Below are 24,462 nucleotides of genomic sequence, written 5' to 3'. Positions count from 1 at the left end.
CAACCAGGTCGAAAGAAGTCCCATGAGCGTCGATACGTCTGCCGACCGGCACCAGCTCAACTGGCTGCTGGGCAACTTCGTCCACCAGACCGACGGGGTCCGCGACGCGGTCGCGGTGTCCTCCGACGGCCTGCTCATCGCGAGTTCCGACGGGCTGAACCGGGCCGAGGCCGACCACCTGGCGGCGATCGTCTCCAGCCTGGCCAGCGTCGCCCGCAGCGCCTCGCGCCGCTACGACTTCGACGGGCTCAAGCTCATCATGATCGAGATGCGGCGGGGGTTCCTGCTGGTGTCGGTCATCGCCGGCGGGAGCTGCCTGGGGGTGGTGGCGGGCGGCGACAGCGACGTGGGCCTGGTCGGCTACGAGATGTCGCTGCTGGCCGACCGGTTCGGCGCCCTGCTCACCCCGGCGCTGATCTCCGATTCGCGGCAGCACCTGCCGCGATGACACATCGGGGGGAGTGGGGACCGGACCCGCGCATGGTTCCGTACGCCGAACCCGCCCCGGCCGCCGGGACCGCTCCCGCTCCGGCGCACCGGGCGCCCGAGACGGAGGTGGACGACGTCGTCGTGCGCCCGTTCATGCTCACCGGCGGCCGGACCCGGCCGTTGCAGGACGGCCTGCGGATCGAGACCCCGTTGCACGCCGCCCCCGCGGCGTTGTCGGCGCCGCTGCGTTTCGAGTCCCGCCGCATCGTCGAGCTGTGCCAGGTGCCGATGTCGATCGCGGACCTCGCGGTGGCGCTGAAGGTACCGTTCGGCGTGTTACGGGTCATCGTCGCCGACCTGTTGACCGATGGCTACCTGCGGGTCGAGCAGCAGCTCGGTGAGCTGCCCATCGAATTGATCGAGAGGATCAGGGATCGTGTACGGGCGCTCTAGGCAGGCGGCACCGGTGGCGCTGCCGCCGGTGGCGGTCAAGATCGTCATCAGTGGTGGTTTCGGGGTGGGTAAGACGACCTTCGTCGGCGCGATCTCCGAGATCGAGCCGCTGGTGACCGAGGCCGAGTTGACCGAGCGGTCGATCGGCATCGACGACACGTCTGCGGTGTCGGCGAAGACCACCACGACGGTGGCGCTGGACTTCGGGCGCATCACCCTGGAGGACGCGCTGCTGCTCTACCTGTTCGGCACGCCGGGGCAGGACCGCTTCGACTTCCTCTGGGACGACCTGGTCGACGGCGCGCTGGGCGCCGTGGTCCTGGTCGACACGCGCCGGATCGAGGACTGCTTCCCCGCGGTCGACTACTTCGAGGAGCGCGACATCCCGTTCCTGGTCGGGGTGAACATGTTCGACCGGTCGCAGCGGTTCGACCTGGAGGAGGTCCGGGAAGCGCTGGGCATCAGCCCGGACGTGCCGGTGCTGGAGTGCGACGCGCGGCACCGCGAGTCGGTCAAGGCCATCCTGGTCGCGCTGACCGAGGAGATCCTCACCAAGCGGCTGAGCCGGGAACAGCAGGTGGCGACGTGGTGATCGGGATGCGCAAACGGCTGCGCCGGGCCGCGGCCCTGCTGAGTGTGGTGGCGCTCGCCGCCTGCGGTGAGCCGGCCTCCGCGATCGTCGCGCCGCCCGGGGTTGCGCGTACGCCGTGTGGGACGGTGTCGATCGCGGTCAACCCGTGGGTGGGTTACGCGGCGAACGTCGCGGTGGTCAGCTACCTGCTGCGGCACGAACTGGGCTGCAAGGTGGTGGAGAAGGACCTCACCGAGGAGGCCTCGTGGGAGGCCATGGGCAAGGGCGAGATCGACGCCATACTGGAGGTCTGGGGCCACGACGATCTGAAGAAGACGTACATCGACGACAAGAAGGTCGCGGTCGAGCAGGGCCTGACCGGCAACAAGGGCGTGATCGGCTGGTACGTGCCACCGTGGATGGCCAAGCAGTACCCCGACATCGTCCAGTGGCAGAACCTCAACGAGTACGCCCACCTGTTCCGCACCGCCAAGTCCGACGGCAAGGGCCAGTTCCTGGCCGGTGACCCGTCGTTCGTGACCAACGACGCCGCCCTGATCAAGAACCTCAAGCTGAACTACTCCGTGGTCTACGCAGGCAGCGAGGACGCGCTCATCGCCGCGTTCCAGCAGGCCGAGGCGGACAAGAAGCCCCTGATCGGATACTTCTACACGCCGCAGTGGTTGCTGTCGGAGATCAAGCTCGTGCACATCCCGCTGCCGCTGTACCGGCCCGGCTGCGACGCCGTCCCCGAGAACGTGGCGTGCGATTACCAGCCGTACGACCTGGACAAGATCGCCCGGAAGTCGTTCGTGGACTCCGGCAGCCCGGCCGCCGACCTGATCAAGAACTTCCGGTGGACCAACGACGACCAGAACGCGGTCGCCCGCGACATCACGGTCAAGAAGCTCTCCCGCGACGACGCCGCGAAGCGCTGGCTGGACACCCATCGCTCGACCTGGCAGCAGTGGTTGCCGCAATGACGCCGGGAACGCGAGATTATCGACATGAATTCACATATCTCTTGATATCTGTCCGTTTGAGGATGGCTACCGGTCGGTAATCACTCATCATGTGGACCTCAGATCACCGCTTCCGGATACGCCGGAAGCTCACCATCGCGACGGTCGCCGCCGTCGCCGCGCTCGCCCCGGCCACCGCCGCGCATGCGGCGGGGCTCTACCTGGTCGACAGCACCGCCGATGCCCCCGACGCCTTCCCCGGCGACGGGCTCTGCGCGAGCGCCGACGGCGCGTGCACGGTGCGCGCGGCCGTCATGGAAGCCAACGCCGACCCGGGAGCGACCATCGTCATCCCCGCGGGCCGGTACCGGCTGACCATTCCGCCGCTGCTCGGCAAAGCGTTCACGGACTACACGCTCGCGGACGCCGCACACGGCAACCTCAAGATCTTCGCGCCGACCCGGGTGGAAGGAGCGGGCCGCGACCGTACGGTGCTCGACGGTGGACACCTCGACCGGGTGTTCACCACTCTGGGGCCGACCACGATGACCGACCTCACCATCACCGGCGGGGTCTCGGCGCCGGTGGCGTCGCTCTACAACTACTACGGCGGCGGCGCGGTCCTCAACTCGTCCGATCTGACCATGGAGCGGGTGCACCTGACCGGCAACAGCGCCCGCTTCGGCGGCGCCGTGCAGAACATCCCGTTCGCGCCGATGACGTTGCGCGACAGCCTCGTCGACGGCAACGAGGCCGGTGAGGCGGGCGGCCTGCGCTTCGACTGGAGCGGACGGGTGGAACGCTCCGTGATCACGGACAATCGCGTGACCGACCCGTACGACCCGACCCGGCCCGCGGAACTGGCCGGATACGGCGGGGGCATCGACGTCCGGGGGCCGCAGACGGTGACCGTGGTGGACAGCACGGTCAGCCGCAACCACGCCGACAAGGGCGGCGGCGGCATCAACATCACGTTCGGGTACGTTCCCGGCCCGCCCGGCACTCCGGGGCCCGGCAAGGTCGTGCTGCAGCACACCACGGTCACCCAGAACACCAGCAACGCCGGGCCGTCGGACTGCCGGGCCGTGCTGGCCCGGATCGTCGACGTCGGCGGCTCCGTGGATTCCGACGGCACCTGCGTGACCGGCCGTTGAAGCGGGGCCCGGCCCGGGACTACGCCCGGGCCGGGCCGGCCACGGTCCGTTCAGGTGCTCGGTGCCGCCGTCGCCGGACCGGGCCGTACGCTGACGATCATGCGGATTGGCATCGTGATTCTCCCGGATCAGCGCTGGTCGGACGCGCAGCATCGCTGGCGGCAGGCCGAAGCGTGGGGTTTCGACCACGCCTGGACCTACGACCACCTCGGCTGGCGGGAACTGGTCGACGGACCCTGGTTCGACTCGATGTCCACGCTCACGGCCGCCGCCACCCTCACGTCCCGGATCCGGCTGGGCACGCTCGTGGCCTCGCCCAACTTCCGTCACCCGGCGGCGTTCGCCCGCCAGGTGACGACCGTGGACGACGTCAGCGCCGGACGGCTGCTGCTCGGCCTCGGCGCCGGCGGCATCGGCTTCGACGCCCTCGTGCTCGGCGGCGAGGAACTGCCGCCGCGGCAGCGGGTGGACCGCTTCGCCGAGTTCACGGAGCTGCTCGACCGGATCCTGCGTACGGACGGGACCACCTGGCGCGGCGAGTGGTTCGCCGCGGTGGACGCCCGCAACAACCCCGGCTGTGTGCAGCAGCCCCGGGTGCCGTTCGTGGTGGCCGCGAACGGGCCCCGCTCGATGCGCCTGGCGGCGCAGTACGGCCAGGGCTGGGTCACCACCGGCACCGTCTTCGACGACCTGGAGACCTGGTGGTCCTCGGTGGCCGGGCTGGCCGCGCGGATGGACGCGGCGCTCGACGCCGCCGGACGTGACCCGGCCACCCTGCAGCGCCACCTGCTGCTCGACGCGGCGCCGGTGTTCTCGCTGGTCAGTGCGGACTTCTTCGCCGAGCAGGCCGCCCGCGCCGCCCGGCTCGGCTTCACCGACGTGATCACCCACTGGCCGCGCGCCAGCAGCTGGTACGCGGGCGACGAGGCGGTGCTGGCCGATGTCGCGACCCGGCTCCTGCCGGAGTTGCAGGCGTAGGGGTACCCCGATGCGGTGATGGCGGGGACTTGCGGGGGTGCGGCGAGCCGGGGCTCCGTACCCTGGGGCGGGTGCTACGCGGCCTGCGTACCCTTCATCCGCGGCGCCCGATACCGAGATACCTGTCGGCCATCGTCGTGTGTGTCCTCGCCGGGTCCGCGGTCGCGGCGGTGGTGATCCGTGCCCGCGACGGCGACCCGGGGTCACGCATCTCGTCGGCGGCGCCCGGTGCGGCGTCGCCCGAGCCTGCTCCGCAAGGGCCGACGCCGCCGGCCCGCCCGGCGCCGGCCCACCTCCCCGTGATCGACTACTGGTCCGTCCCGTCCGGATTCCCAGCCGACCCCAAGCCGCTGTCGGTCACCGCCCTCACCGAGGGCCTGCACCCCGCCGCCGGGGCCGCCGTCTACGACGCGCCCGGCGGCCGGCCCCGCGCATTCCTGCCACCGTCGATCAGCGGCGTGTCGGTGACGGTGCCGATCCTCGCGCGGCGCACCGGCTGGGTGGCCGTGCTGCTGCCCTCGGTCAACCGGACCATCGGGTGGCTGCCCGCCGGGCACTGGATCGCCCGGCCCCTGCACGACCATCTGGTTCTGCGGCGGCGCACGCACGAGCTGACCTGGTTCCGCGACGGCGTCGAGCAGGCCCGCTGGACCGTGTCCACCGGCTCGACGGCGACACCGACCCCGCTGGGCCGCACGTTCGTGCTGGGCCGCAGTACGCCCCGCGGTGCCGTGTACGGCGGGCTCGACGTCCTGGTCCTCGGCTCGGTGCCCGACGACCGCCACGCGGTAGGGGTCGCCCTGCAGGGTGCGCACACCGGCATTCACAGCTGGTACCGCAGCGGCGTGTTCGGGCGCAGCGTCTCCAACGGCTGCATCCGGGTGCCGAAGGCGGGGCAGCGGCGGCTGCTGAGCGCCATCACCTCCGGCACCCCGGTGACCGTGGTCGATTGACACGCCGCCGTCCGCCCGGATTACGCCGGTCAACCGGCAGGTGACGGCCCGTTCGGCGCGGCGGCGCGACGCTCACTCGATGTTCATCGCCACCGGCCAGAGCTCAGTGCCGCATCGCGCCACCATCGAGGGACACCCCGTTCCTGCACCGATGGGAGTCGGCCATGAGCCGCGCGCCTCGCTGGACCACCCACCTCGCCACCCTGCTCACGCTGACCGCCGCGGCCGTCGCCGTCCCGGCCACGGCCGCCGACGCCAGCCCGTCCGGCATCCCCTCGGCCGCGACCGCGCGGGCCGAACTGGCCGCACTGACCGTGGCCACCCAGGGCTCCATGAGCGGCTACTCGCGGGACCTGTTCCCGCACTGGATCACCATCAGCGGCAGCTGCAACACTCGCGAGACCGTCCTCAAGCGCGACGGCGACTCGGTCGTGACCGACGCGTCCTGTGCCGCGGTCTCGGGCAGTTGGTATTCGGAGTACGAGGGCGCCACCTGGGATGCCGCCTCCGACGTGGACATCGACCACGTCGTCCCGCTGGCCGAGGCGTGGCGTTCCGGCGCGAGCGCGTGGACCACGAGCCGCCGCCAGTCGTTCGCCAACGACCTCACCCGCCCCGAGCTGATCGCGGTCACCGACAACGTGAACCAGGCCAAGGGCGACCAGGACCCGTCCACGTGGCAGCCGCCGCTGACCTCCTACCGGTGCACGTACGCCGAGATGTGGGTCGCGGTGAAGTACTACTGGAACCTCACCCTGCAGTCCAGCGAGTACAGCGCGCTGCAGGGCATGCTCGCCGCCTGCCCGTCGTAGCGGTCACGCGGCGGCCACGGACTGCCGCCCGGCCGGAGCGTCCTCGACCCGCGCTGCCGGCCGGCGGCGTACCCGCCGGATGACCAGCGCCGGCAACAGTCCGATCCCGGCCGCGGCCGCGACGGTCGCGGCGCCCAGCAGCGTCGACCGCCACGGCCATGCGCTGCCGGAAAGGACCAGGTGCTGCGCGGGATACTCGGTGAACTTCGCCGTCGCACGGGCCGTGGCCCGGTCGGCGTGGGCCGCCAGATCGCGCAGCACCGGGTCGAACGGGAACTCGCCCGGCGCCTGTGCGGTATGCGGGAGCGTCACGTCGAGGTGCCGGTCGGCCGCCCACCGGGCCAGTGCGGGATCCGGCCGCTCCACGCCGGGCACCACGAGCCGGTCCACGCGCGGCGCGGCCGCGTCGGCGGGCGTGGTGAGCAGCAGCAGCCCGTGCCGGGTGGTCACCGACCGGCCCGCTGCCAGCGGCACCGTACGGGCCGCGAACGACGTGCCGGAGTACACCTCGAACGCGGCCGCCGCATCCACTTCGCCGACGCCGTCGACCAGGCCGATCCCGACCGAGGGGCGCAGCCACGGGAACGCGGCGTTCAGTGCGTACGGCAGGTCCGCGACGGCGAGCCGCTGCTCGGGGATGCGGGTCGTCGCGCCGGCCGACCATCCGGGATACGCCAGTTCCCGGCCCACCCGGTCCGCCTCGGGGCGTCCGGCGATCACCTCGATCAGATGCAGCGCACCGACCAGCCCCGACGTCACCCCGGCCGTGGTGACGATCCGGCCGTCCTGCACGTAGCGCTGCCCGGCCACCCAATGCACCCGCGGGTGCTCGTCGCGCAGCGCGCCGAGGCTCTGCCAGAACGACGTGGCCCGCCGCCCGTCCAGCAGGCCGCTGACGGCCAGCACCTTGGCGCCGACGCACACCCCGAGCACGTACGCGCCGTGGCCGGCCTGGCGGGTCAGCCAGCCGCGCAGCGGTGCCTCCTGGGCACCGGCCGGGTCCACGACCGCGGGGACCACCACGACGTCCGGTGCGGGCGCGGCGCCCGCGTCGACCTCGGCGAACGTGTGCTCGGGGACGACCTGCACGCCACCGGACAGCGGCAGCGGCGTGCGCCGCGCGGCGACGACGTACACGAAGAACCGCGACGAACGGGCGAACGTCTCGTACGGCAGCAGCACGTCACTGACCACCGACCCGGTCGACCCGGCCACCACCGCCACGACCGTGACGCCGGGCGGCGCGCTGCGCGGCGCCGGCCAGCCCTGCGGCGGCGTGCCCGCGGCGGCGCCGGGAAAGCTGTCACCCATCGTCACCGCCAGCCCGGCGGCGGCGGTCGCGCCGACGATCGCGGCGGACAGGACGAGACCGAGCAGGCCGAGGGCGATCCGACGCAGGGAACGGGGCATGGCTGTCTCTCCGTACGGTGTGGCGGGTCGCGGTCAGGCGGTGCGGGCTGCGGACGGCGGTGTGCCGTACCGGGCGCCGTAGAGGCGGCGGAAGTGGCGGGCGTCGCGGAATCCGCACCGGGCCGCCACCGCCTCGACGGTCAGGTCGGTCTCGGTGAGCAGGTTCGCGGCGAGGTCCAGGCGCAGCCGCTGCTGGTATTCCAGCGGGGTGAGCCCGATCGTCGCGGTGAACGCCCGGCTCAGTCCGCGCGGCGACAGGCAGGCGACCCGGGCCAGCTCGTCGAGGCTGTGCGGGGTGTCGAGGTGCTGGGCGAGGTGGTCCTGCACGCGGTGCACGGCCGGGTGCAGGTGGCTGCGGTGCTGCAGGAACGGGCTGATCTGCCGGTGCGAGCCGTCGCGGCGCAGATAGATCACCAGCTCGCGGGCCACCGCGGCGGCCAGCGCGGGCCCGTGGTCGCGTTCGACGAGGGACAGGGCCAGGTCGATGCCGGAGGCGATGCCGGCGCTGGTGCTCACCGGGCCGTCGTGGACGTACAGGACCGCGTCCTGCACCCGGGCGTCGGGATAATGCATGCGCAACAGGTCGATCACGGACCAGTGCGTGGTGCACCGGCGGCCGGCCAGCAGCCCGGCCTCGGCCAGCGCCGCCGCACCGGTGCACACCGAGGCGACCCGCGTGCCGGCGCGGACGGCCGCCTGCAACCAGGGCACGACCGCCGCCGGGACCAGCGGGTGCTCCGGCGTCGGGGGCCGCAGCCGGGGGCCCGGGACCAGGATCAGGTCCCCGGGGCCGGTGGCGGGCAGCGGGCCCAGACCGGCCAGCCGCAGTCCCTGGGCGGAGGCCAGCTCGCCGGGTTGCGCGGCCACGAACTCCAGCCGGTAACCGGCGCCGTGGTGCGCGGCGGCGTCGAAGACCTGTACCGGACCGCCGAGGTCCAGCAGGTTCACCTCCGGCAGCACCAGCACGACCACCCGGCCGGTACTCCTGTCATCGCTGCTCACGATGGCCACGGTAGGCGTACCGGTGATCGTTGCGCGAGGGTTGTGCGGGTCACCCACCGGACGGATCCGGCACTGCCGGCGCCGTCGTGGCCGACACGGGCTGCGACGGCGAATCGCGAATATGTGCAGATGGCTACCGCCCGGTAACACGGGTGGGTAGCGTGGCGCCTAGCGGGGTCCCGGAGGCGCCCAGCGTCTTCGCGGTCTGGTAGCCGTACCCGGTCAAGGGGGTAAGCCGTGACCACGACGCAGGGCAAGCCGGCCGACGTCTCGGAGAAGCAGGCCCGGCAGGTCGCCGAGGCCGCCCGCGAGGCCGAGTGGCGCAAGCCGAGTTTCGGCAAGGAACTGTTCCTCGGGCGGTTCCCGCTCGACCTGATCGATCCGTGGCCCACAGTGGCGTCCCGGCCGGACGCCGACGACTACCTCGCTCGGCTGGAGACCTACCTGCGCTCGGGGGTGGACGGCGCCCGCATCGAACGCGACGCCCGCATCCCCGACGAGGTGTTCCACGGCCTCGCCGGGCTCGGCGCGTTCGGCATGAAGATCGACAAGGAGTACGGCGGGCTCGGCCTGCCGAACCTGCACTACTGCAAGGCGCTGACGCTGGTCGGCTCGATCAGCCCCGCGGTCGCCGCGTTGCTGTCCGCGCACCAGTCGATCGGCGTCCCGCAGCCACTGAAGATCTTCGGCACGCCCGCGCAGAAGAAGGCGTTCCTGCCGCGGCTGGCGGCGGGCGAGGTGTCCGCGTTCCTGCTCACCGAGCCGGATGTCGGCTCGGACCCGGCGCGCCTGGGCACGGTCGCCGAGCCGGTCGAGGGCGGCTTCCGGCTCAACGGGCTGAAGCTGTGGGCCACCAACGGCACGATCGCCACCCTGCTGGTCGTGATGGCCCGGGTGCCGGACAAGGGCATCACCGCGTTCGTCGTGGAGGGTGACGCACCGGGGATCACGGTGGAACGGCGCAACGCGTTCCTCGGCCTGCGTGGCCTGGAGAACAGCGTGACCCGCTTCCACGACGTGTTCGTGCCCGAGGAGAACGTCATCGGCGGGCTCGGCAAGGGCCTCAAGATCGCGCTCACGACGCTGAACACGGGCCGGCTCTCGCTGCCCGCGATGTGCGTCGGCGCGGGCAAGTGGTCGCTCAACGTGGCGCGCCAGTGGTCCGCGGAGCGGGTGCAATGGGGCCGCCCGGTCGGGCAGCACGAGGCGGTCGCCAAGAAGATCGCGTTCATCGCCGCGACGACGTACGCGATGGAGTCGATGCTGGACCTGTGCTGCGTGATCGCCGACGACGACCGCAACGACATCCGCATCGAGGCCGCCCTGGTCAAACTGTTCGCCAGCGAGATGGCCTGGCAGATCGCCGACGAGCTGATCCAGATCCGCGGCGGCCGCGGCTACGAGACGGCCGAGTCGCTGGGCGCCCGCGGCGAACGCGCGGCCGAGGTCGAGCAGGTCCTGCGCGACCTGCGGATCAACCGCATCTTCGAGGGTTCCACGGAGATCATGCACCTGCTCATCGCGCGGGAGGCGGTCGACGCGCACCTGTCGGTCGCGGGCGACATCATCGACCCGGAGGCTGGGCTCGGCCGCAAGGCCCGCGCGGGCGCCCGCGCCGGGGCGTTCTACGCGCGGTGGCTGCCGACGCTGGCGGTCGGCCGCGGCCAGGTCCCGACCGGGTACGGCCGGTTCGGCCCGCTCGCCGCACACATGCGATACGTCGAAAGAGCCTCACGCAAGCTCGCCCGGTCCACGTTCTACGGGATGTCGCGCTGGCAGGCGAAGCTGGAACGCAAGCAGGGGTTCCTCGCGCGCATCGTCGACATCGGAGCTGAGCTTTTCGCCATGTCCGCGGTGTGTGTGCGCGCCCGCGCCGAACGGCAGGTCCACCCCGAGGGCGTCGAGCTGGCCGACCTGTTCTGCCGGCAGTCGCGCCTACGGGCGGAGGCGCTGTTCGCCGAGCTGTGGGACAACACGGACGCGCGGGACGTACGGGTGGCCCGGCGGGTGCTGGACGGGCGGTACGCGTTCCTGGAGGACGGCATCGTCACGCCGCAGTCCGACGCCGCCTGGGTGGCCGCCTGGGAGCCGGGGCCCGCCACGGTGGACGACGTGCGGCGGCGCATTCCGCCGCCCGCCTGAGCGTGGTCAGTGGGGTGCGGTGGGGTGGCGCGGCTCGTACAGGCCGATCGCGCCGCCGCCCGGCAGGGGGATCGAGGTGAGCAGCCCCCAGCCCCGGTCGTGGATCTCCGCGGGCATGTCCACGCCGCGGCCCCGCAGCTCCGCCACGGTGGCGGCGACGTCGTCGCACATCAGGTAGAGCTCGCACTGCGCCACCGCCCCGGCAGGCGGTGCCGTCCCGGTCGGATGGACGGCCACCTCGGCGGGTGGCAGGGCGAAGATGAGCCAGCCGCCCCCGGCGTCGACCGCGGTGAGGCCGAGCCGGTCGCGCAGGAATGCGCGGTCCTGCTCCGCCGCCGTGCTGAACAGGACCGCATGGGTGCCCGTGATCATGGCGTCCTCCCAGTCAATATCGTCGCCACAGGGTCCGGGCGAACACCAGCAGATGCTGCTCGATCCACGGTGTGACGAGGATGGCCAGCGGCCGACGCCGGCCGTCGGGATCCTCGCCGACCAGGACCTCGGCGTCGTAGTCACCGATCTTGGCCGGCCACACCCCGTCGCCGCCCGGATCCTCGGCGAAGCTGATCTCGTCGACGATGACCTGCGTGGTGCACAGGATCGCGAGCGGCGTGACCGCGCCGCGCGGCTCCACCGCGACCACCGCCGCCACCTCGGTGTCGCCGAGCAGCCCCCGCATGAGCGCCATCATGCGCCCGGTCACGCGCAAGCGCTCCCGTACGGTCGGCCAGAGTTCCCGGTCGCCGGCCTCCAGGCCGATCGCCGATACCGAACCACACATCAGGTCCTCAGGGGGCGGCGGTGTGCGTGGCATCCACGGCGTCGCGCAGGGTGCCCGCCAGCTCCACGGCGTCGGCGTGGGCCCAGAAATGCAGGTAAAACAGGTGCGGACGGTCCCGCAACATGTGGTGGTGCAGCTCGACCACGCCGATCCCGCCGCCGCGCAACGCCCGGATGACCGCCTGCACCTCACCCGCGCGCATGGCGATGTCCCCGTTGACCGCGGCGCCCCCGCCGCCGGTCGGCTGGAACCCGAGCACGGTCGTCGGCCCCATGCCCGGGGCGAGCACCCGGTCGTGGTCGGTGATGATCTCGTGGCGGGCGATGGTGAAGCGGTAGATCCCGCCGTCCCACACGCCGCTGCGGCCCAGCGTCCGATCGAGCGCGGCGGCGTCGAGATCACCGGGGGTGGTGTCGGGCGGCAGCGCGGCCGGGGTGCCGGTGTCATCCAGCGCCGCGCGTACCGCGCGGGCGGCGCCCACCGCATCGCCCAGGGCATGGACGTGCGTCCACCACAACTGCGGCTCGTGCGCCAGCAGATGCTTGTGAATCGCGGTCTGTTCCAGCCCGGCGCCCTGAACCAGATCGGTCACCACCGGCAGCTCGGCCTCGGTCACCACCAGATCGCCCATCACCAGTACGCGGCCGTCACGGTAGCGGGAGAACGCCGCGTACGAGCTCAGCGACAGCGCCGGGCGGACGGTCACGCCGTGGGAGATCACGGTCAGGTCCCGCCGGGGGAACGACGTCCGGTAGACGCGGCCGTCGTCGAGGAGCTTGCCTGGGCGGCCCAGCGCCTGTGCCACCGGCGCCCAGTCCGCCTCGGTCGTCGGCACCGGCCACATGCGACGGACGTACCCATGGTCGTCCTCGGTGCCGGCGGCCCAGGCCGGCGCCCCGGCGGTCAGTGCACCCGCGCCTGCGGGCAGCGCCAGCCCCATCTGGAGCAGGCGACGTCGTGTGGTCTGCATCTGCCACCTCCCTGAACGTCGGCACTGTAACCACGCGCGCGTGGCCGGCGTCCGGCAAACGACAGGGGTTCACGCTTGCGCGTGCTACCCGGCGGTGACGAGGATCCGGCCCCACAGGCCGGTGGAGTCGTGGAAGCTCCGGACCCGGGCGAGGAGCCGGTCGGTGACGATCTCACCGCGCGAGACCAGCAGCAGGCCGAGGGCGGAGTGGATGTCGTCGGCGAGTTCGGCGCCGATGGCCAGCTCGTCCGCGGTGACCTCGCGGACGGCCTGGCGGGGCAGGGCGACTCCGGCGTGCGCGGCAAGCGCGGCGATCAGGTCGGGGCCGTGGGTCTTGCGCATGGTGAGCGTGGCGAGAGCCAGGTCGGCGGGGGTGCCGCGGTGGATGAGCGCGTCGTACTCGCGGATCGCCTGCAGGACCAGCGCGCCGCTCGGTGCGTCGGCGGACAGCGGCCGGATCGGGTCGCGGTCGGTGCGGAGCTGGTGCTGGATGATGGTCCGGACCGGGGTCAGGCCGGGCACGTGGGCCAGGACGGCGGCGGCGCGGCCGAACAGGTCGGCCAGGACGTGGGCTTCGGCGTCGTCGTGCGGGATTCCGGTGATGACCGCGTCCGCCGTGGACTCGGGGAGCGCGACCGCGCCGACCATGGTCAGTTCGGCGGCCAGCTCGATCTGCCACGCCTGCGGCACGTCGAGGGTGGCGCAGACGTCGGCGGCGATGCGGCGCATCCGGTGTGCGCGTTCGACCAGGGCGGGTTGGGCCTGGACGAGCGTGGCCAGCAGAGCTTGGACGCTGCCCTCCAGGACGGCCTGGGCCTTGCGGGGGTCCGTGCGGATGGTGGCCCGGTGCTGGACCGTGGCGGCGGCGACGGTGTTGTGCAGCTCGATCGGCGGGCAGGGTTTGAGCAGCAGTTCGAAGACACGGCCCTGGTTGATCGCGGCGACCGTGTCGGGCAGGTCGACTTCGTCGGCGAGCAGCACCCGCGTGGTGTGCGGTGACACGGCGTACGCCCGCTCCAGCACGGTGATGCCGCCGACGGTGGGCATGTCCATGTCGGCGATGAACACCTCGAACGGGTCGGCTGCCGCGTCGGCGAGCCGCCCGAGGGCCTCGCCGGGGTCGGTGGTGGTGGTGACCTGGTAGCGGGTGTGCAGCATGCGTTCCAGCTCGTTCAGCACGCGGGGGTCATCGTCGAGGCACAGGACGCGGGACCGAGTGGTCATCGAGCGGGCTCTCCTTCGCTGGTGGTTCGCCATGGCATGGAGCCGCCGCGCGGCTTTGGGTTTCCATCGGCGATCTCGGCGCGGCGACTCAGCGACCCGGCACGTGAGGGGAATTACTTAAGGTAGCCAATCCTGCGCGCCGAACACTCGGGCACGGTCGCGAGTGGATCGGTCAGACCGAACATGTGTACGAGCCTGTAGGGGGCGTGCCCCGCTAGGCGGTCGCCTGACGGGCGTACGGATCTTCGAGCTCGGCCGGTGGCCGGCTGGACTCGCGCATGATGAGCGCGGTGTGCAGGAGCTGGCGGGGGTGCTGGTTCTCGCCCCGGATCGCGGAGACGAGGAAGTCGCCCGCAATCCGTCCCTTGGCGGCGATGGGCTGGCGCACCGTGGTCAGCCGGGGTCGTGTCCACTGTGCTTCCGGCAGGTCGTCGAAGCCCGTGACGGAGACGTCGCCGGGCACGTCGAGCCCGAGGTCGCGCAGGGCGTCGACCGCGCCGAACGCCATCTGGTCGGCCAGCACGATCAGCGCGGTCGGCCGGGGCTGCGCGGCCATGATGGCCCGGGCGGCGCGGTAGCCGTCCATCCGGGTGCAGGGCGCCTCGGTGATCGTGATGTCGCGCGGACTCATGCCGACCGTACGCAGTGCGTCCTCGATCCCGGCGATCCGGCGGACCATGGGGTCGCGGTACGTCCGGGCGGGCTGGTCGGAGCGGTGCTCGATGCTCAGCACCGCGATCCGCCGGTGTCCGAGGTCGAGCAGGTGCTGGGTGACGTGGCGGGCGCCGTCACGGTCGTCGACGTCGACGCTGGCGGCGCCGTCGGGCGCATCGCTGTCGACCAGCACGTACGGCAGGGCGCGGCGGGTCAGTTCGGCGATCTCGCCGCGGTCGGAGTCGAGTCCACAGACGACGAAGCCGTCGACCGCCGCGTGCCGGATCACCTTGATCAGGGAGTCGCCGACGGGCGGCATGAGCTGCAATGACATTCCCTCGCGGGTGCACACCTGCCCGATGCCCATGAGGAAGCGGGCGTAGTACGGGTTCTCCATCGCCTTGGGGATGTCGTGGGGGAGCAGCACGCCCAGGCACTGGGTCCGGCGGTTGTGCGCCGTCCGGCTGGACGGGGGAGGGGTGTAGGCCAGGTCCCGGGCCGCGGCGAGGATGCGCTCGCGGGTGGCGGTGGAGACCCGGGTGGGGTCGTTGAAGGCGAACGACACCGCGGAGCGCGACACCCCGGCGGCGGCGGCCACGTCACTGGAGGTGGCTCGGCCCCGGCCGGCGCGTGCATCCTTCGCTGCCAATGCGGCCCCCTCGGCGTGTACTGCGCTCACGCTATCACTCACGCAGTGTGAAGTTTAGTAAACGGTTACTGCCGTCCTGCACTGTTTAGCACGGATTTTGAGCGACCGCGAGCGTGGTTCGGATCCACCGAAGGGTTGAGCACCGGTCCGGAACGCCGGTGAGAAGATCTCGTTAAGAAACAGTTACCTAACACGTTTTACTTGCGTGTTAGCGTGACTCCGGTCACCAGCCGCCGGACGGCGGCGATCCCACCCCTTAGGCCATGACATCCCTCCCCCGGGGCCATGGCACGAGAACCGACAGGAGATCCGATGCGCATTCGTAGCGTCGGTATGATCGCCACCGCCCTGGCCGTGGCGCTCACTGCCGCGGCGTGCGGCGGCAACGACAAGAGCAGCACCAGCAGCGACAACAAGGCCGCGACCGACCCCAAGTCGCTCAACGCCTCGCTGACCTGGTGGGACACCTCGGACCCGAAGAACGAGGCGCCCGCGTTCCAGGAGCTGATCAAGAAGTTCAACGTCGAGTACCCGAACGTCAAGATCGACTACCAGTCGGTGCCGTTCGCCGACGCGCAGAACAAGTTCAAGACGGCCGCCGGCGCCAAGACGGGCGCCCCGGACATCCTGCGCGCCGAGGTCGCCTGGGTGCCCGAGCTCGCCTCGCTGGGCTACCTGTACAACCTGGACGGCTCGGACCTGCTCAAGGACGAGAGCGACTTCCTGCCGACCCCGCTGTCCGCGGACAAGTACGAGGGCAAGACGTACGGCGTCCCGCAGGTCACCGACTCGCTCGCGCTGCTCTACAACAAGAAGATGTTCGCCGCCGCGGGCATCACCGCCGCCCCGAAGACCTGGGCCGAGGTCAAGACTGCGGCCGCGACGATCAAGTCGAAGACCGGCAAGCAGGCGCTGTTCATCAACTCGGGTGGCTACTTCCTGCTGCCGTTCATCTACGGCGAGGGCGGCGACCTGGTCGACGCCGGCGCCAAGAAGATCACCGTGAACAGCCCGCAGGCCGTCGCCGGCGTCAAGATCGCCCAGGACCTGGTCAAGGACGGCACCGCCGTCAAGCCCCCGGCCAACGACGCCTACGGCAACATGATGACCCTGTTCAAGGAGCAGAAGGTCGCCATGATCATCAACGGGCCGTGGGAAGTCAACAACATCAAGGACGCCCCGACCTTCGGCGGCCTCGACAACCTCGGCATCGCGCCGGTTCCCGGCGGCAGCGCCAAGGCCGCGGGCCCGGTCGGTGGCCACAACTACACGATCTGGTCGGGCATGCCGAAGGAGAAGGTCGCGGCCGCGGTCGCCTTCGTCAAGTTCATGTCCTCGGCGGAGTCGCAGGCGTTCATCGCCGGCAAGCTCGGCCTGCTGCCCACCCGCAAGTCCGCGTACGACCTGCCGGGTGTGAAGGACAACGCCACCGTCGCCGCGTTCAAGCCGGTGATCGACGCTGCGGTCGCCCGGCCCTGGATCCCCGAGGGCGGCCAGTTCTTCGACCCGATGGACAAGATGGCCGTCGAGGTGCTGGTGCAGAACAAGGACCCGAAGGCCTCGCTGGACGCGGTCGCCAAGACCTACAAGTCCGAGGTCGTCAAGGACTACAGCAACTGATCGATGGATCGTCTGGCCGCCGGCCCTCGGGTCGGCGGCCAGCCGCGTCGGAGCCTTCCCCCGGAAGTGGAGCAGCGATGAGCACCGCAACGGTCGGACGCCGCACCCCGACCCCCGAGCCGGTCCGCGAGCCGGCCCAGCCGGGGCGGCTGCGGCGTAGCTGGGACAAGCACTGGTACGCCTGGGCGATGGTCACGCCCGTGGTGGTCGTGCTCGGCGTCCTGGTCTTCTACCCCCTCGCCCGGGGGATCTACCTGTCCTTCACGGACCTCACCGAGGCCAATCAGCAGCGCGAGCTGTGCACCCCGTCGATCACCGGGGACCTGAGCTGCCAGGCGAACCCGCACGCCTGGAAGTTCGTCGGGCTCGACAACTACATCAAGGTGCTCACCGGCGAGATCGGCCACTTCTGGCCGCAGTTCTGGACCACCATCATCTGGACCATCACCTGTGTGGTCTTCACGTACGGCATCGGGCTGGGCCTGGCGGTGCTGCTGAACCGGCCGATGCGCGGGCGCAGCTTCTACCGGGTGGCGCTGATCCTGCCGTGGGCGGTGCCCGGCTTCGTCAGCGCGTTCTCCTGGCGATTCATGTTCAACCAGCAGTTCGGGGTGGTCAACGCGCTGCTCAAGGTGCTGGGCATGGATCCGGTGACCTGGTTCGACAACAAGTGGACCGCGCTGTCCACCGCGATCGTCACGAACATCTGGCTCGGCGTACCGTTCATGATCGTGTCGCTGCTCGGCGGCCTGACCGCGATCCCCGCCGAGCTGTACGAGGCGGCCACGATCGACGGCGCCACCGGCTGGCAGAAGTTCCGCAACGTCACCCTGCCCGGGCTGCGCCCGGTCAGCATGACCGTCCTGCTGCTCGGCACGATCTGGACGTTCAACATGTTCCCGATCATCTACCTGGTCACCGGGGGCCAGCCCGCCGGGGAGACCGAGATCCTGGTGACCGGCGCCTACCGGGCCGCGTTCGAGGGCATCCGCAACTACTCGCTCGCCTCGACCTACGGCGTGCTGATCCTGTCCATCCTGCTCGTGTTCTCGGTGTTCTACCGGCGGGCGCTGCGCAAGCAAGGCGAGGTGTGGTGACATGTCCGTGCAGGGACAAGCCAAGCGCAAACCGATGAACCGCCGCTCACCACTGGCATCGCTCGCGATGCACGCCACGCTGATCATCGCCACGCTGATTGCGATCTTCCCGATCGCGTGGGTGGTGCTGTCGTCGTTCAAGCCCGGCGTGTACATCCAGACCAGCGAGCTCAGCCTCATCAAGGAACCCACGCTCGACAACTACAAGTACGTGCTCACCGAGACGATGTTCCCCCGGTGGGCGCTCAACTCGCTGATCGTCGCGGTCGCCACCACAGCGATCGGCGTGCTGATGTCGGCCACCACCGGGTACGCGCTGTCGCGGTTCAACTTCCCCGGCCGCCGCCAGCTGCTGCTGGTGTTCCTGGTGACCCAGATGTTCCCGGTCTCCATCCTGATCGTGCCGATCTACGTGATCATGGCGAGCCTCGGCCTGATCAACACGCTCGGCTCGCTGATCATCGCGTACCTGACGATCGCGGTGCCGTTCTGCTCGTGGATGCTCAAGGGCTACTTCGACTCGATCTCCACCGAGCTGGACGAGGCGGCGCACCTCGACGGGTGCGGGCCGTTCGCCACGTTCTGGCGGGTCATCCTGCCGCTGGCCCGGCCCGGCATCGCGGTGACCGCGTTCTTCTCCTTCCTCACCGCGTGGGGCGAGGTCGCCTACGCCACCGCGTTCATCCAGGAGAAGACGAAGTTCACCCTCGGGTACGGCCTGCAGCAGTTCGTCCCGAAGTTCAATCCGCAGTGGGAGTACCTGACGGCGTCCGCGGTGATGATCACCGTGCCGGCGGCCGTGGTGTTCTTCTTCGCCCAGCGCCACCTCGTGTCGGGGCTGACCGCGGGCGCGGTCAAGGGCTGAACACGAGCGGCTCTGCCGCTCCGCCGATGCGGTACCGGCCCGCCAGCCGGTACCGCATCGTTGTCTCCGTCCACCGCGGCGGGCGGCGCCTCCATCACGGCGCGCTCAACGTCGTCTCCCGTGTCCGCCGGGACTTCGGCGTGCCGGTCCGGTTGGCTGTTCTCTTCGACACCCCGATGGTCGCCGCCCGGGCCGAGGGAGCTCCAGCGGCTGTCGGCCGAGACGAAGGAGCAACCGTGAGCGAACCCGTGACCGTACGCGAGGCCACCGCCGCCGACTGGCCCGCCGTGGCCGACCTGGTGAACCACTACATCGCCACCACGACGGTGAACTTCCGCACGGAAGCGCAGACCCCGCAGGACTGGACCGCCGACTGGACGCAGTATCGCGAACGTTATCCGTGGCTGGTCGCCACGGACGCCGGGCGGGTCGTCGGAGTGGCGTACGCCGGTCCGTGGAAGGCGCGCGACGCGTACGACTGGTGCGCGGAGGTCACCGGGTACGTCGCGGACGACATGCGGGGTCGCCGGGTCGGTCACGCGTTGTACCGCAGCCTGCTCGCGGTGCTGGACGCGCAGGGATTCCGTACGCAGATCGCGGTGCTCGGGTTGCCCAACGACCCCAGCGCGGGTTTCCACGAGTCGTTCGGGTTCCGCCACGTCGGCACGCTCGCCGGGGTCGGTTTCAAGAACGCCACCTGGCTCGACGTCGGCTTCTGGCAGCGCTCGGCCGCGGCGACCGGACAGGCTCCCGGGCCGCTGCTGCCGTGCGCCGAGGTCCTGAAGGACGTGCTGGATGGCATCGGCCGAAATGGAACTGGTACGTGAGCTGGTCGCGCTGACCTCGCCGCACTGCGCAGCGCCCCGGCGGCCATTACGCGGTCAGTGTCGCCCAGACGACCTTGCCGTCGCGCGACGGCAGCGCCCCCCAACTCGTCGCGATGTTGTCGATCAACAACATGCCCCGGCCACGTTCCCGGTCGGCCGGGGCCTGCGGGATCATCCGGGGCATCTCCGGTGAACCGTCGCGGACCGCGATGTGCACCTTGCGGTCGCGGTGGCGCAGCTCCAGCACGATCATCGTGCCGGCGTGTTCGACCGCGTTGGTGACGAGTTCGCTGACGATCAGGCAGGCCGGGCCGACCAGGTGCGGCAGGCCCCATTTCGCGCACGCGTCCGTGGCCAGGTCGCGTGCGTGCCGTACCGCGCCGGTGACCGGCAGCAGGTGATCGATGACCCGCTGCGTCACCGGCGGTCCTTCGGCGATCGCCAGCCGGGCGGCATCGAGGCTGGAATGAACGGCCAGTACGCCGTACCGTCCGCCCTGCAGGCGGGCGGCGACCTCCGGTGGCGCGCACAGCAGTACCGCGGTGCCGGGCCAGGTGGCGGCCTGGCGGGCCACCGCGGTGAACACCGACAACGAGGTCGCTCCGGCGTCCTGCATGTCGGAAAGGTCGACCAGCAGTGCCCCCGGCTGCTCCGCGAGGCATTTCATCAGGGTCTGACGAAGTCTCGACGCGCCGGGCATGTCGAGGCGGCCGTGCACCGTCACGACGGCGTACTGCTCGCCCTCGTCCACGATCCAATCCAACGGCGCGCTCATCGCGTGCACCTTTCGTCTGGTTTCACGATGCCCGCCGGTCCTGAAGATGCCCGATCGGAACCGGCGTAAACCCGAAACGCGCCGGGATTGTCGGACTTCTCGGCGTGCCGGAGGACCCGGATTTCCCCCGACATTCCGGTGCCTCCGTTACGAACGGCACCGACCGGGTACGGGCGTTCGGGTACGGCACATACCGTGCCCTTTCTAGATCATCTGGGTGACCCGTGGAGCGATACTGTGGTGAACATGCCTGCACGTGGGAAGGCAGAGCACCGGGACATGATCGCGGTGGGTGCCTCCGCAGGCGGGGTCGAGGCGTTGCGGGCTCTGGTCGCTGGCCTGCCCGCGGGCTTTCCCGGCGTGGTGCTGGTCGTTCTGCACGTGCCCCGCGATGCACCGAGCGCGTTGCCGGCCATCCTGAGTCGCAGCGGCCCGCTGCCCGCCGCGGCCGCGATCGACGGCGAGGAGCTGGTCCCCAGCCGCATCTACGTCGCCCAGAACGATCATCATCTGCTGGTGCTGGACGGCCGGATCCGGCTGACCCGGGGCCCGGCGGAGAACGGCCACCGTCCCGCGGTCGATCCGCTGTTCCGGTCGGTCGCCCGGGCGGCCGGGCGGCGCGCGGTCGGGGTGGTGCTCTCCGGCTCGCGGGACGACGGTGCCGCCGGTTTGGCGAGCATCTCCGCGCACGGCGGCGCGGTCGTGGTCCAGGACCCGGAGGACGCCCTGTACCCGTGGATGCCGAGGGCCGCTCTCGCGCAGGTGCCGTCCGGGCTCGTGGCTACCGCCGACGAGATCGGCCCCCTGCTGGCCCGCCTCACCGCCCTGGACCTCGCCGGTACGCCGGCCTCCGCGGCCGCCGACGACGTCCTGCTCAACGCCGAGGTCGCCATGTCCGATCTCGAACCGGTGACCACCGACGAGCTGGAACCCGCGTCCGGGTACGGCTGTCCCGCCTGCGGCGGCGCACTGTTCCAGATCTCCACCGATGTGGCACCCCGGTACCGCTGCCGCATCGGGCATGCCTGGTCACCGGAGAGCCTGCTCGACGAACAGGCCATCGCGCTCGAGGGTGCACTCTGGATGGCGTTGCGGGCACTGGAGGAGAAGTCCGCCCTGAGCCGGCGCATGGCCCGCAGCCGTACCCCCCGGCACACCGCCACGGGCGCCCGCTTTCACGACATCGCCGCGGACGCCGAGGCGGCCGGGGAGACCATCCGCCGGCTGATCTCCCAGCTGGGCTCCGTGGCAACACCACCGGTGGAGGCCGAGTCCGCAGGTGCGGCGCCGGGCTACGGTAGCGTCGCCGCGATGGCTGCCCGACCACCTGGGAGACTGGATGGAACCCGCTGATCCGCATTTCGAGGCGCTGCTGATCTACCTCAGGGAGTCGCGTAGTTTCGACTTCACGGGCTACAAGCGGTCCAGTCTCACGCGGCGTGTGAATCGGCGGATGAGCCAGGTCGGCGTCGACGACTACCAGGACTATCTGGACTACCTGCAGGTCCACCCGGACGAGTTCACGGCCCTGTTCAACACCATCCTGATCAACCTCACGGGTTTCTTCCGTGACACCGAGGCGTGGGACTTCCTGCGCGACGAGGTGCTGGGGAACCTGGTCGCGGCCAAGCCGGCGGACTCGGTGATCAGGGTCTGGACCGCGGGCTGTGCTTCCGGCGAGGAGGCGTACACCCTGGCCATGACGCTGGCCGAGATCCTTGGACCGGAGGCGTTCCGGGACCGGGTGAAGATCTACGCCACGGACGTCGACGAGGAGCAGCTCAACGAGGCCCGCCAGGCGACGTACGGCGAGCGGGAGATGAAGGCCGTGCCGCCGCAGCTCGTGGATCGCTACTTCGAGCCGGTCGGCCAGCGGTACACGTTTCGCCAGGACCTGCGCCGTTCCGTGATATTCGGCCGTAATGATCTCGTGCAGGACGCCCCGATCTCCCGGCTCGACCTGCTGACCTGCCGCAACACGCTGATGTACTTCAACACCGAGACGCAGGCCAGGATCCTCGGCCGGTTCCATTTCGCCCTCGCCGACCAGGGCGTGCTGTTCCTCGGCAAGGCCGAGATGCTGTTGAGCCACGGCAACCTGTTCACCCCGATCGACCTGAAGCGGCGGGTGTTCCGCCGCGTGCCCCGGCCCGCACCGGTTCCGGGCACGATCTTCACGGACCCGCCGCAGCCGTCCCCCACCCCGACGACCGGGCTCGATCGGCTGCGCAACGAGGCGTTCGCGGCCAGCCCCCCGGCCCAGCTCGTGCTCACCTCGGACGGTCTGGTCGCGTTGCCCAACCGGCAGCTGGAGAAACTGTTCGGCGTCACGTCGCGCGACATCGGCCGCCCGTTTCGCGACCTGGATCTCTCCTACCGGCCGGTGGAGCTGCGCAGCTACATCGAGCAGGCCCAGGTCGAGCGGCGCACGTTGCGGGTCACCGAGGTCGAGTTCCGGCGCGGCAACGAAACCACGAACCTCGAGGTGCAGATCAGCCCGCTCAGCGACGGCAGCGGCAGCCTGCTCGGCGTCAATCTCGTCTTCCACGACGTCACCGCGGCGCGGCAGCTGCAGGAGGACCTGGAGCACGCGAATCAGCAGCTGGAGGCGGCGTACGAGGAGCTGCAGTCCACGGTCGAGGAGCTGGAGACGACCAACGAGGAACTGCATTCGACGGTGGAGGAGCTGGAGACCACCAACGAGGAACTGCAGTCCACCAACGAGGAACTGGAGACGATGAACGAGGAGCTGCAGTCCACCAACGACGAGCTGCAGAGCATCAACGACCAGCTACGGATCAACACCAGCAAGCTGGACGAGGCGAACGGGTTCCTGGAGGCCGTGCTGACCAGCCTGCGCGCCGGGGTCGCGGTCGTCGACGAGAATCTGCGGATCCGGATGTGGAACCGCCGCGCCGAGGATCTCTGGGGTCTGCGTTCCAGCGAGGCCGTCGGGCAGCACTTCCTCAATCTGGACATCGGTCTGCCGTTCGAGACCCTGCGGACACCGCTGCGCGCGGCGCTCGCGTCCGGCGGCGAGTCCGGGGAGGTCATCGTCGATGCGGTCAACCGGCGGGGCCGTGCCGTCGTCGTCCGCGTCGCCTGCACCCCGTTGGCGATCCGCGACGGCGTCATCGCCGGGGGCGCCATCATCGCCATGGAGACCGAGGACGGAACGTTGCCGAACGCGTCCGACACCGACGCCGACGAACACCGCCGGGGGAGGCTCCCGGCGTCGTAGCCCGTTCGTGGTGGTGATTCCGGATCGTCTCGCTTCGTGTTTCGGATAGCGGAACGCGGCGGTGCCGCGTGACGATCGGGGTGTGACGGCGCTCGGTTGCATGGTGCAGCAGATCGGCGGCAGGTTGCTGGTGCGGCTGTCCGGTGAACTGTCGGTGTCCACAGTCCCGCAGGTCCGCGCCGAACTGCTGAAGGCGCTGGCGGAGCAGCCGGACGCGGTGGTGGCGGATCTGTCCGATCTGGTGGTGCGCGAGCCGTACGCGGTGTCGGTGTTCGCGGCGGTGGTCCGCGAGGCCGCGATGTGGCCGGACACCCCGCTGCTGGTGTGCGTCCCGGACAGGGAGACGGCGCGGCTGCTCACCCGGCGCGGCGACGGCCGGGTGCCGGTGTTCGAGTCGGTCGAGCAGGCCCTGTCGGTGCCGGCCCGGCGCCGGATGACGTTGATCTGTGACACGCTGCTGCCGGTTGCGGACTCCGCGTGCCGGGCGCGGCAGCTGGCCACCGAGGCGTGCGCGCGCTGGGGGCTGCCGCACCTGATCGGCCCGGCGCGTCTGATCGCGGGGGAGCTGGCCACCAACGCGGCCGTGCACGCGGGCACGTTCGCGGCGGTCCGGTTCATGATCGCCCGCCATTTCCTGCTGATCAGCATGCGGGACGGTTCGCCGGTCGAGCCGCGCCTGGGCTGGGCGCCGCCGGAGGATCCGGGCGCCGGGCGGGGCCTGCTGCTGGTGGACGCGACCGCCCACCGGTGGGGCTGGCACGTGCGCGACGACGGCAAGGTGGTGTGGGCCAGCCTGCGTACCCGGAAGACCGCCACCGGCTGAGGCGAGCAGCATGGTCCTGCTTGGCCTGTTCCGGCCGCCCTCACTCGGAAAGCAGCGCGTTAGGGTACTT

Annotated in this window: 24 protein-coding genes; 16 read left to right on the top strand and 8 right to left on the bottom strand. The window is 70.8% G+C overall.

Translation table 11 applies throughout. The features are described 5' to 3' along the window. The first annotated feature begins 22 nt into the window (after positions 1-22). The 8 genes from ACMCNK_RS06495 (at position 23) to ACMCNK_RS06460 (ending at position 6,312) form a co-directional block, all read left to right on the top strand. Complete coding sequence (locus tag ACMCNK_RS06495) at positions 23-448, top strand: roadblock/LC7 domain-containing protein (protein WP_412735473.1); 426 nt, start codon at positions 23-25, stop codon at positions 446-448. Positions 449-480: 32 nt separating this feature from the next. Further along, positions 481-882: a DUF742 domain-containing protein gene (locus ACMCNK_RS06490; protein ID WP_412735472.1), complete on the top strand. Its 402-nt coding sequence runs from the start codon at positions 481-483 to the stop codon at positions 880-882. Continuing rightward, entirely contained in the window at positions 866-1,474 is a 609-nt protein-coding gene (locus ACMCNK_RS06485; protein WP_412735471.1) for a GTP-binding protein, read from the top strand. The genes ACMCNK_RS06490 and ACMCNK_RS06485 overlap by 17 nt, the downstream gene beginning before the upstream one ends. A 5-nt stretch (positions 1,475-1,479) precedes the next feature. Beyond that, positions 1,480-2,436, top strand: coding sequence for an ABC transporter substrate-binding protein (locus ACMCNK_RS06480; RefSeq protein ID WP_412740763.1), 957 nt, complete (start codon positions 1,480-1,482; stop codon positions 2,434-2,436). An 89-nt stretch (positions 2,437-2,525) separates the two neighbouring features. Beyond that, a complete protein-coding gene (locus ACMCNK_RS06475; RefSeq protein WP_412735470.1) occupies positions 2,526-3,569 on the top strand; it encodes a hypothetical protein in 1,044 nt (347 codons plus the stop codon). 99 nt (positions 3,570-3,668) lie between these two features. Further along, the gene (locus ACMCNK_RS06470) at positions 3,669-4,547 is read left to right on the top strand and encodes an LLM class flavin-dependent oxidoreductase (RefSeq protein WP_412735469.1); all 879 of its coding nucleotides are present in this window, start codon (positions 3,669-3,671) and stop codon (positions 4,545-4,547) included. Positions 4,548-4,618: 71 nt separating this feature from the next. Beyond that, the gene (locus ACMCNK_RS06465; protein WP_412735468.1) at positions 4,619-5,500 is read left to right on the top strand and encodes a L,D-transpeptidase; all 882 of its coding nucleotides are present in this window, start codon (positions 4,619-4,621) and stop codon (positions 5,498-5,500) included. A gap of 164 nt (positions 5,501-5,664) precedes the next feature. Further along, positions 5,665-6,312 carry an HNH endonuclease family protein gene (locus ACMCNK_RS06460; protein WP_412735467.1) on the top strand — a complete coding sequence of 216 codons (648 nt, stop codon included), beginning with the start codon at positions 5,665-5,667 and terminating at the stop codon, positions 6,310-6,312. 3 nt (positions 6,313-6,315) lie between these two features. On the opposite strand, the gene ACMCNK_RS06455 is transcribed toward ACMCNK_RS06460, so the two are convergent. Beyond that, positions 6,316-7,722: a DJ-1/PfpI family protein gene (locus ACMCNK_RS06455; RefSeq protein WP_412735466.1), complete on the bottom strand. Its 1,407-nt coding sequence runs from the start codon at positions 7,720-7,722 to the stop codon at positions 6,316-6,318. Positions 7,723-7,755: 33 nt separating this feature from the next. Continuing rightward, positions 7,756-8,724, bottom strand: coding sequence for a GlxA family transcriptional regulator (locus ACMCNK_RS06450; RefSeq protein ID WP_412735465.1), 969 nt, complete (start codon positions 8,722-8,724; stop codon positions 7,756-7,758). Between the two features lie 237 nt (positions 8,725-8,961). On the opposite strand from ACMCNK_RS06450, the gene ACMCNK_RS06445 reads away from it, so the two are divergent. After that, positions 8,962-10,866: an acyl-CoA dehydrogenase family protein gene (locus tag ACMCNK_RS06445; protein WP_412735464.1), complete on the top strand. Its 1,905-nt coding sequence runs from the start codon at positions 8,962-8,964 to the stop codon at positions 10,864-10,866. A 6-nt stretch (positions 10,867-10,872) separates the two neighbouring features. On the opposite strand, the gene ACMCNK_RS06440 is transcribed toward ACMCNK_RS06445, so the two are convergent. The 5 genes from ACMCNK_RS06440 to ACMCNK_RS06420 all read right to left on the bottom strand — a co-directional run bounded on the left by ACMCNK_RS06440 (position 10,873) and on the right by ACMCNK_RS06420 (position 15,174). Then, complete coding sequence (locus ACMCNK_RS06440) at positions 10,873-11,238, bottom strand: VOC family protein (protein WP_412735463.1); 366 nt, start codon at positions 11,236-11,238, stop codon at positions 10,873-10,875. Between the two features lie 13 nt (positions 11,239-11,251). Then, positions 11,252-11,647: a hypothetical protein gene (locus tag ACMCNK_RS06435; protein ID WP_412735462.1), complete on the bottom strand. Its 396-nt coding sequence runs from the start codon at positions 11,645-11,647 to the stop codon at positions 11,252-11,254. Positions 11,648-11,654: 7 nt separating this feature from the next. Then, positions 11,655-12,617 (bottom strand): DUF1259 domain-containing protein, encoded by a 963-nt coding sequence (locus ACMCNK_RS06430; RefSeq protein WP_412735461.1) that lies wholly within the window; start codon positions 12,615-12,617, stop codon positions 11,655-11,657. Positions 12,618-12,701: 84 nt separating this feature from the next. After that, positions 12,702-13,841 carry a response regulator gene (locus ACMCNK_RS06425; protein WP_412735460.1) on the bottom strand — a complete coding sequence of 380 codons (1,140 nt, stop codon included), beginning with the start codon at positions 13,839-13,841 and terminating at the stop codon, positions 12,702-12,704. 214 nt (positions 13,842-14,055) lie between these two features. After that, positions 14,056-15,174 (bottom strand): LacI family DNA-binding transcriptional regulator, encoded by a 1,119-nt coding sequence (locus tag ACMCNK_RS06420; protein WP_412735459.1) that lies wholly within the window; start codon positions 15,172-15,174, stop codon positions 14,056-14,058. Positions 15,175-15,456: 282 nt separating this feature from the next. Here ACMCNK_RS06420 and ACMCNK_RS06415 point away from each other — a divergent pair, with 282 nt between their 5' ends. From ACMCNK_RS06415 to ACMCNK_RS06400, 4 genes are all read left to right on the top strand, one after another. Continuing rightward, positions 15,457-16,764 (top strand): extracellular solute-binding protein, encoded by a 1,308-nt coding sequence (locus tag ACMCNK_RS06415; protein ID WP_412735458.1) that lies wholly within the window; start codon positions 15,457-15,459, stop codon positions 16,762-16,764. Between the two features lie 77 nt (positions 16,765-16,841). Then, positions 16,842-17,861 carry a carbohydrate ABC transporter permease gene (locus ACMCNK_RS06410; protein WP_412735457.1) on the top strand — a complete coding sequence of 340 codons (1,020 nt, stop codon included), beginning with the start codon at positions 16,842-16,844 and terminating at the stop codon, positions 17,859-17,861. Position 17,862: 1 nt separating this feature from the next. Further along, positions 17,863-18,726, top strand: coding sequence for a sugar ABC transporter permease (locus ACMCNK_RS06405; RefSeq protein ID WP_412735456.1), 864 nt, complete (start codon positions 17,863-17,865; stop codon positions 18,724-18,726). Positions 18,727-18,962: 236 nt separating this feature from the next. Then, positions 18,963-19,553 carry a GNAT family N-acetyltransferase gene (locus ACMCNK_RS06400; protein ID WP_412735455.1) on the top strand — a complete coding sequence of 197 codons (591 nt, stop codon included), beginning with the start codon at positions 18,963-18,965 and terminating at the stop codon, positions 19,551-19,553. A 46-nt stretch (positions 19,554-19,599) separates the two neighbouring features. On the opposite strand, the gene ACMCNK_RS06395 is transcribed toward ACMCNK_RS06400, so the two are convergent. Beyond that, on the bottom strand, positions 19,600-20,328 hold the full coding sequence (locus tag ACMCNK_RS06395; protein WP_412735454.1) for an ATP-binding protein: 729 nt from the start codon (positions 20,326-20,328) through the stop codon (positions 19,600-19,602). Positions 20,329-20,574: 246 nt separating this feature from the next. On the opposite strand from ACMCNK_RS06395, the gene ACMCNK_RS06390 reads away from it, so the two are divergent. The 3 genes from ACMCNK_RS06390 (at position 20,575) to ACMCNK_RS06380 (ending at position 24,392) form a co-directional block, all read left to right on the top strand. Next, positions 20,575-21,681 carry a chemotaxis protein CheB gene (locus tag ACMCNK_RS06390; protein WP_412735453.1) on the top strand — a complete coding sequence of 369 codons (1,107 nt, stop codon included), beginning with the start codon at positions 20,575-20,577 and terminating at the stop codon, positions 21,679-21,681. Then, entirely contained in the window at positions 21,668-23,569 is a 1,902-nt protein-coding gene (locus tag ACMCNK_RS06385) for a CheR family methyltransferase (protein ID WP_412735452.1), read from the top strand. Before ACMCNK_RS06390 ends, ACMCNK_RS06385 begins: the two co-directional genes overlap by 14 nt. Before the next feature lie 82 nt (positions 23,570-23,651). Next, complete coding sequence (locus ACMCNK_RS06380) at positions 23,652-24,392, top strand: STAS domain-containing protein (protein ID WP_412735451.1); 741 nt, start codon at positions 23,652-23,654, stop codon at positions 24,390-24,392. Positions 24,393-24,462 lie beyond the last annotated feature (70 nt).

Origin of the sequence: Krasilnikovia sp. MM14-A1259 (assembly GCF_047159535.1) — a bacterium.
Classification (GTDB): Bacteria; Actinomycetota; Actinomycetes; order Mycobacteriales; family Micromonosporaceae; genus Actinoplanes.
The sequence above is the reverse complement of the archived record's forward strand: the minus strand, read 5'-3'. Positions and strand labels throughout refer to the sequence as shown.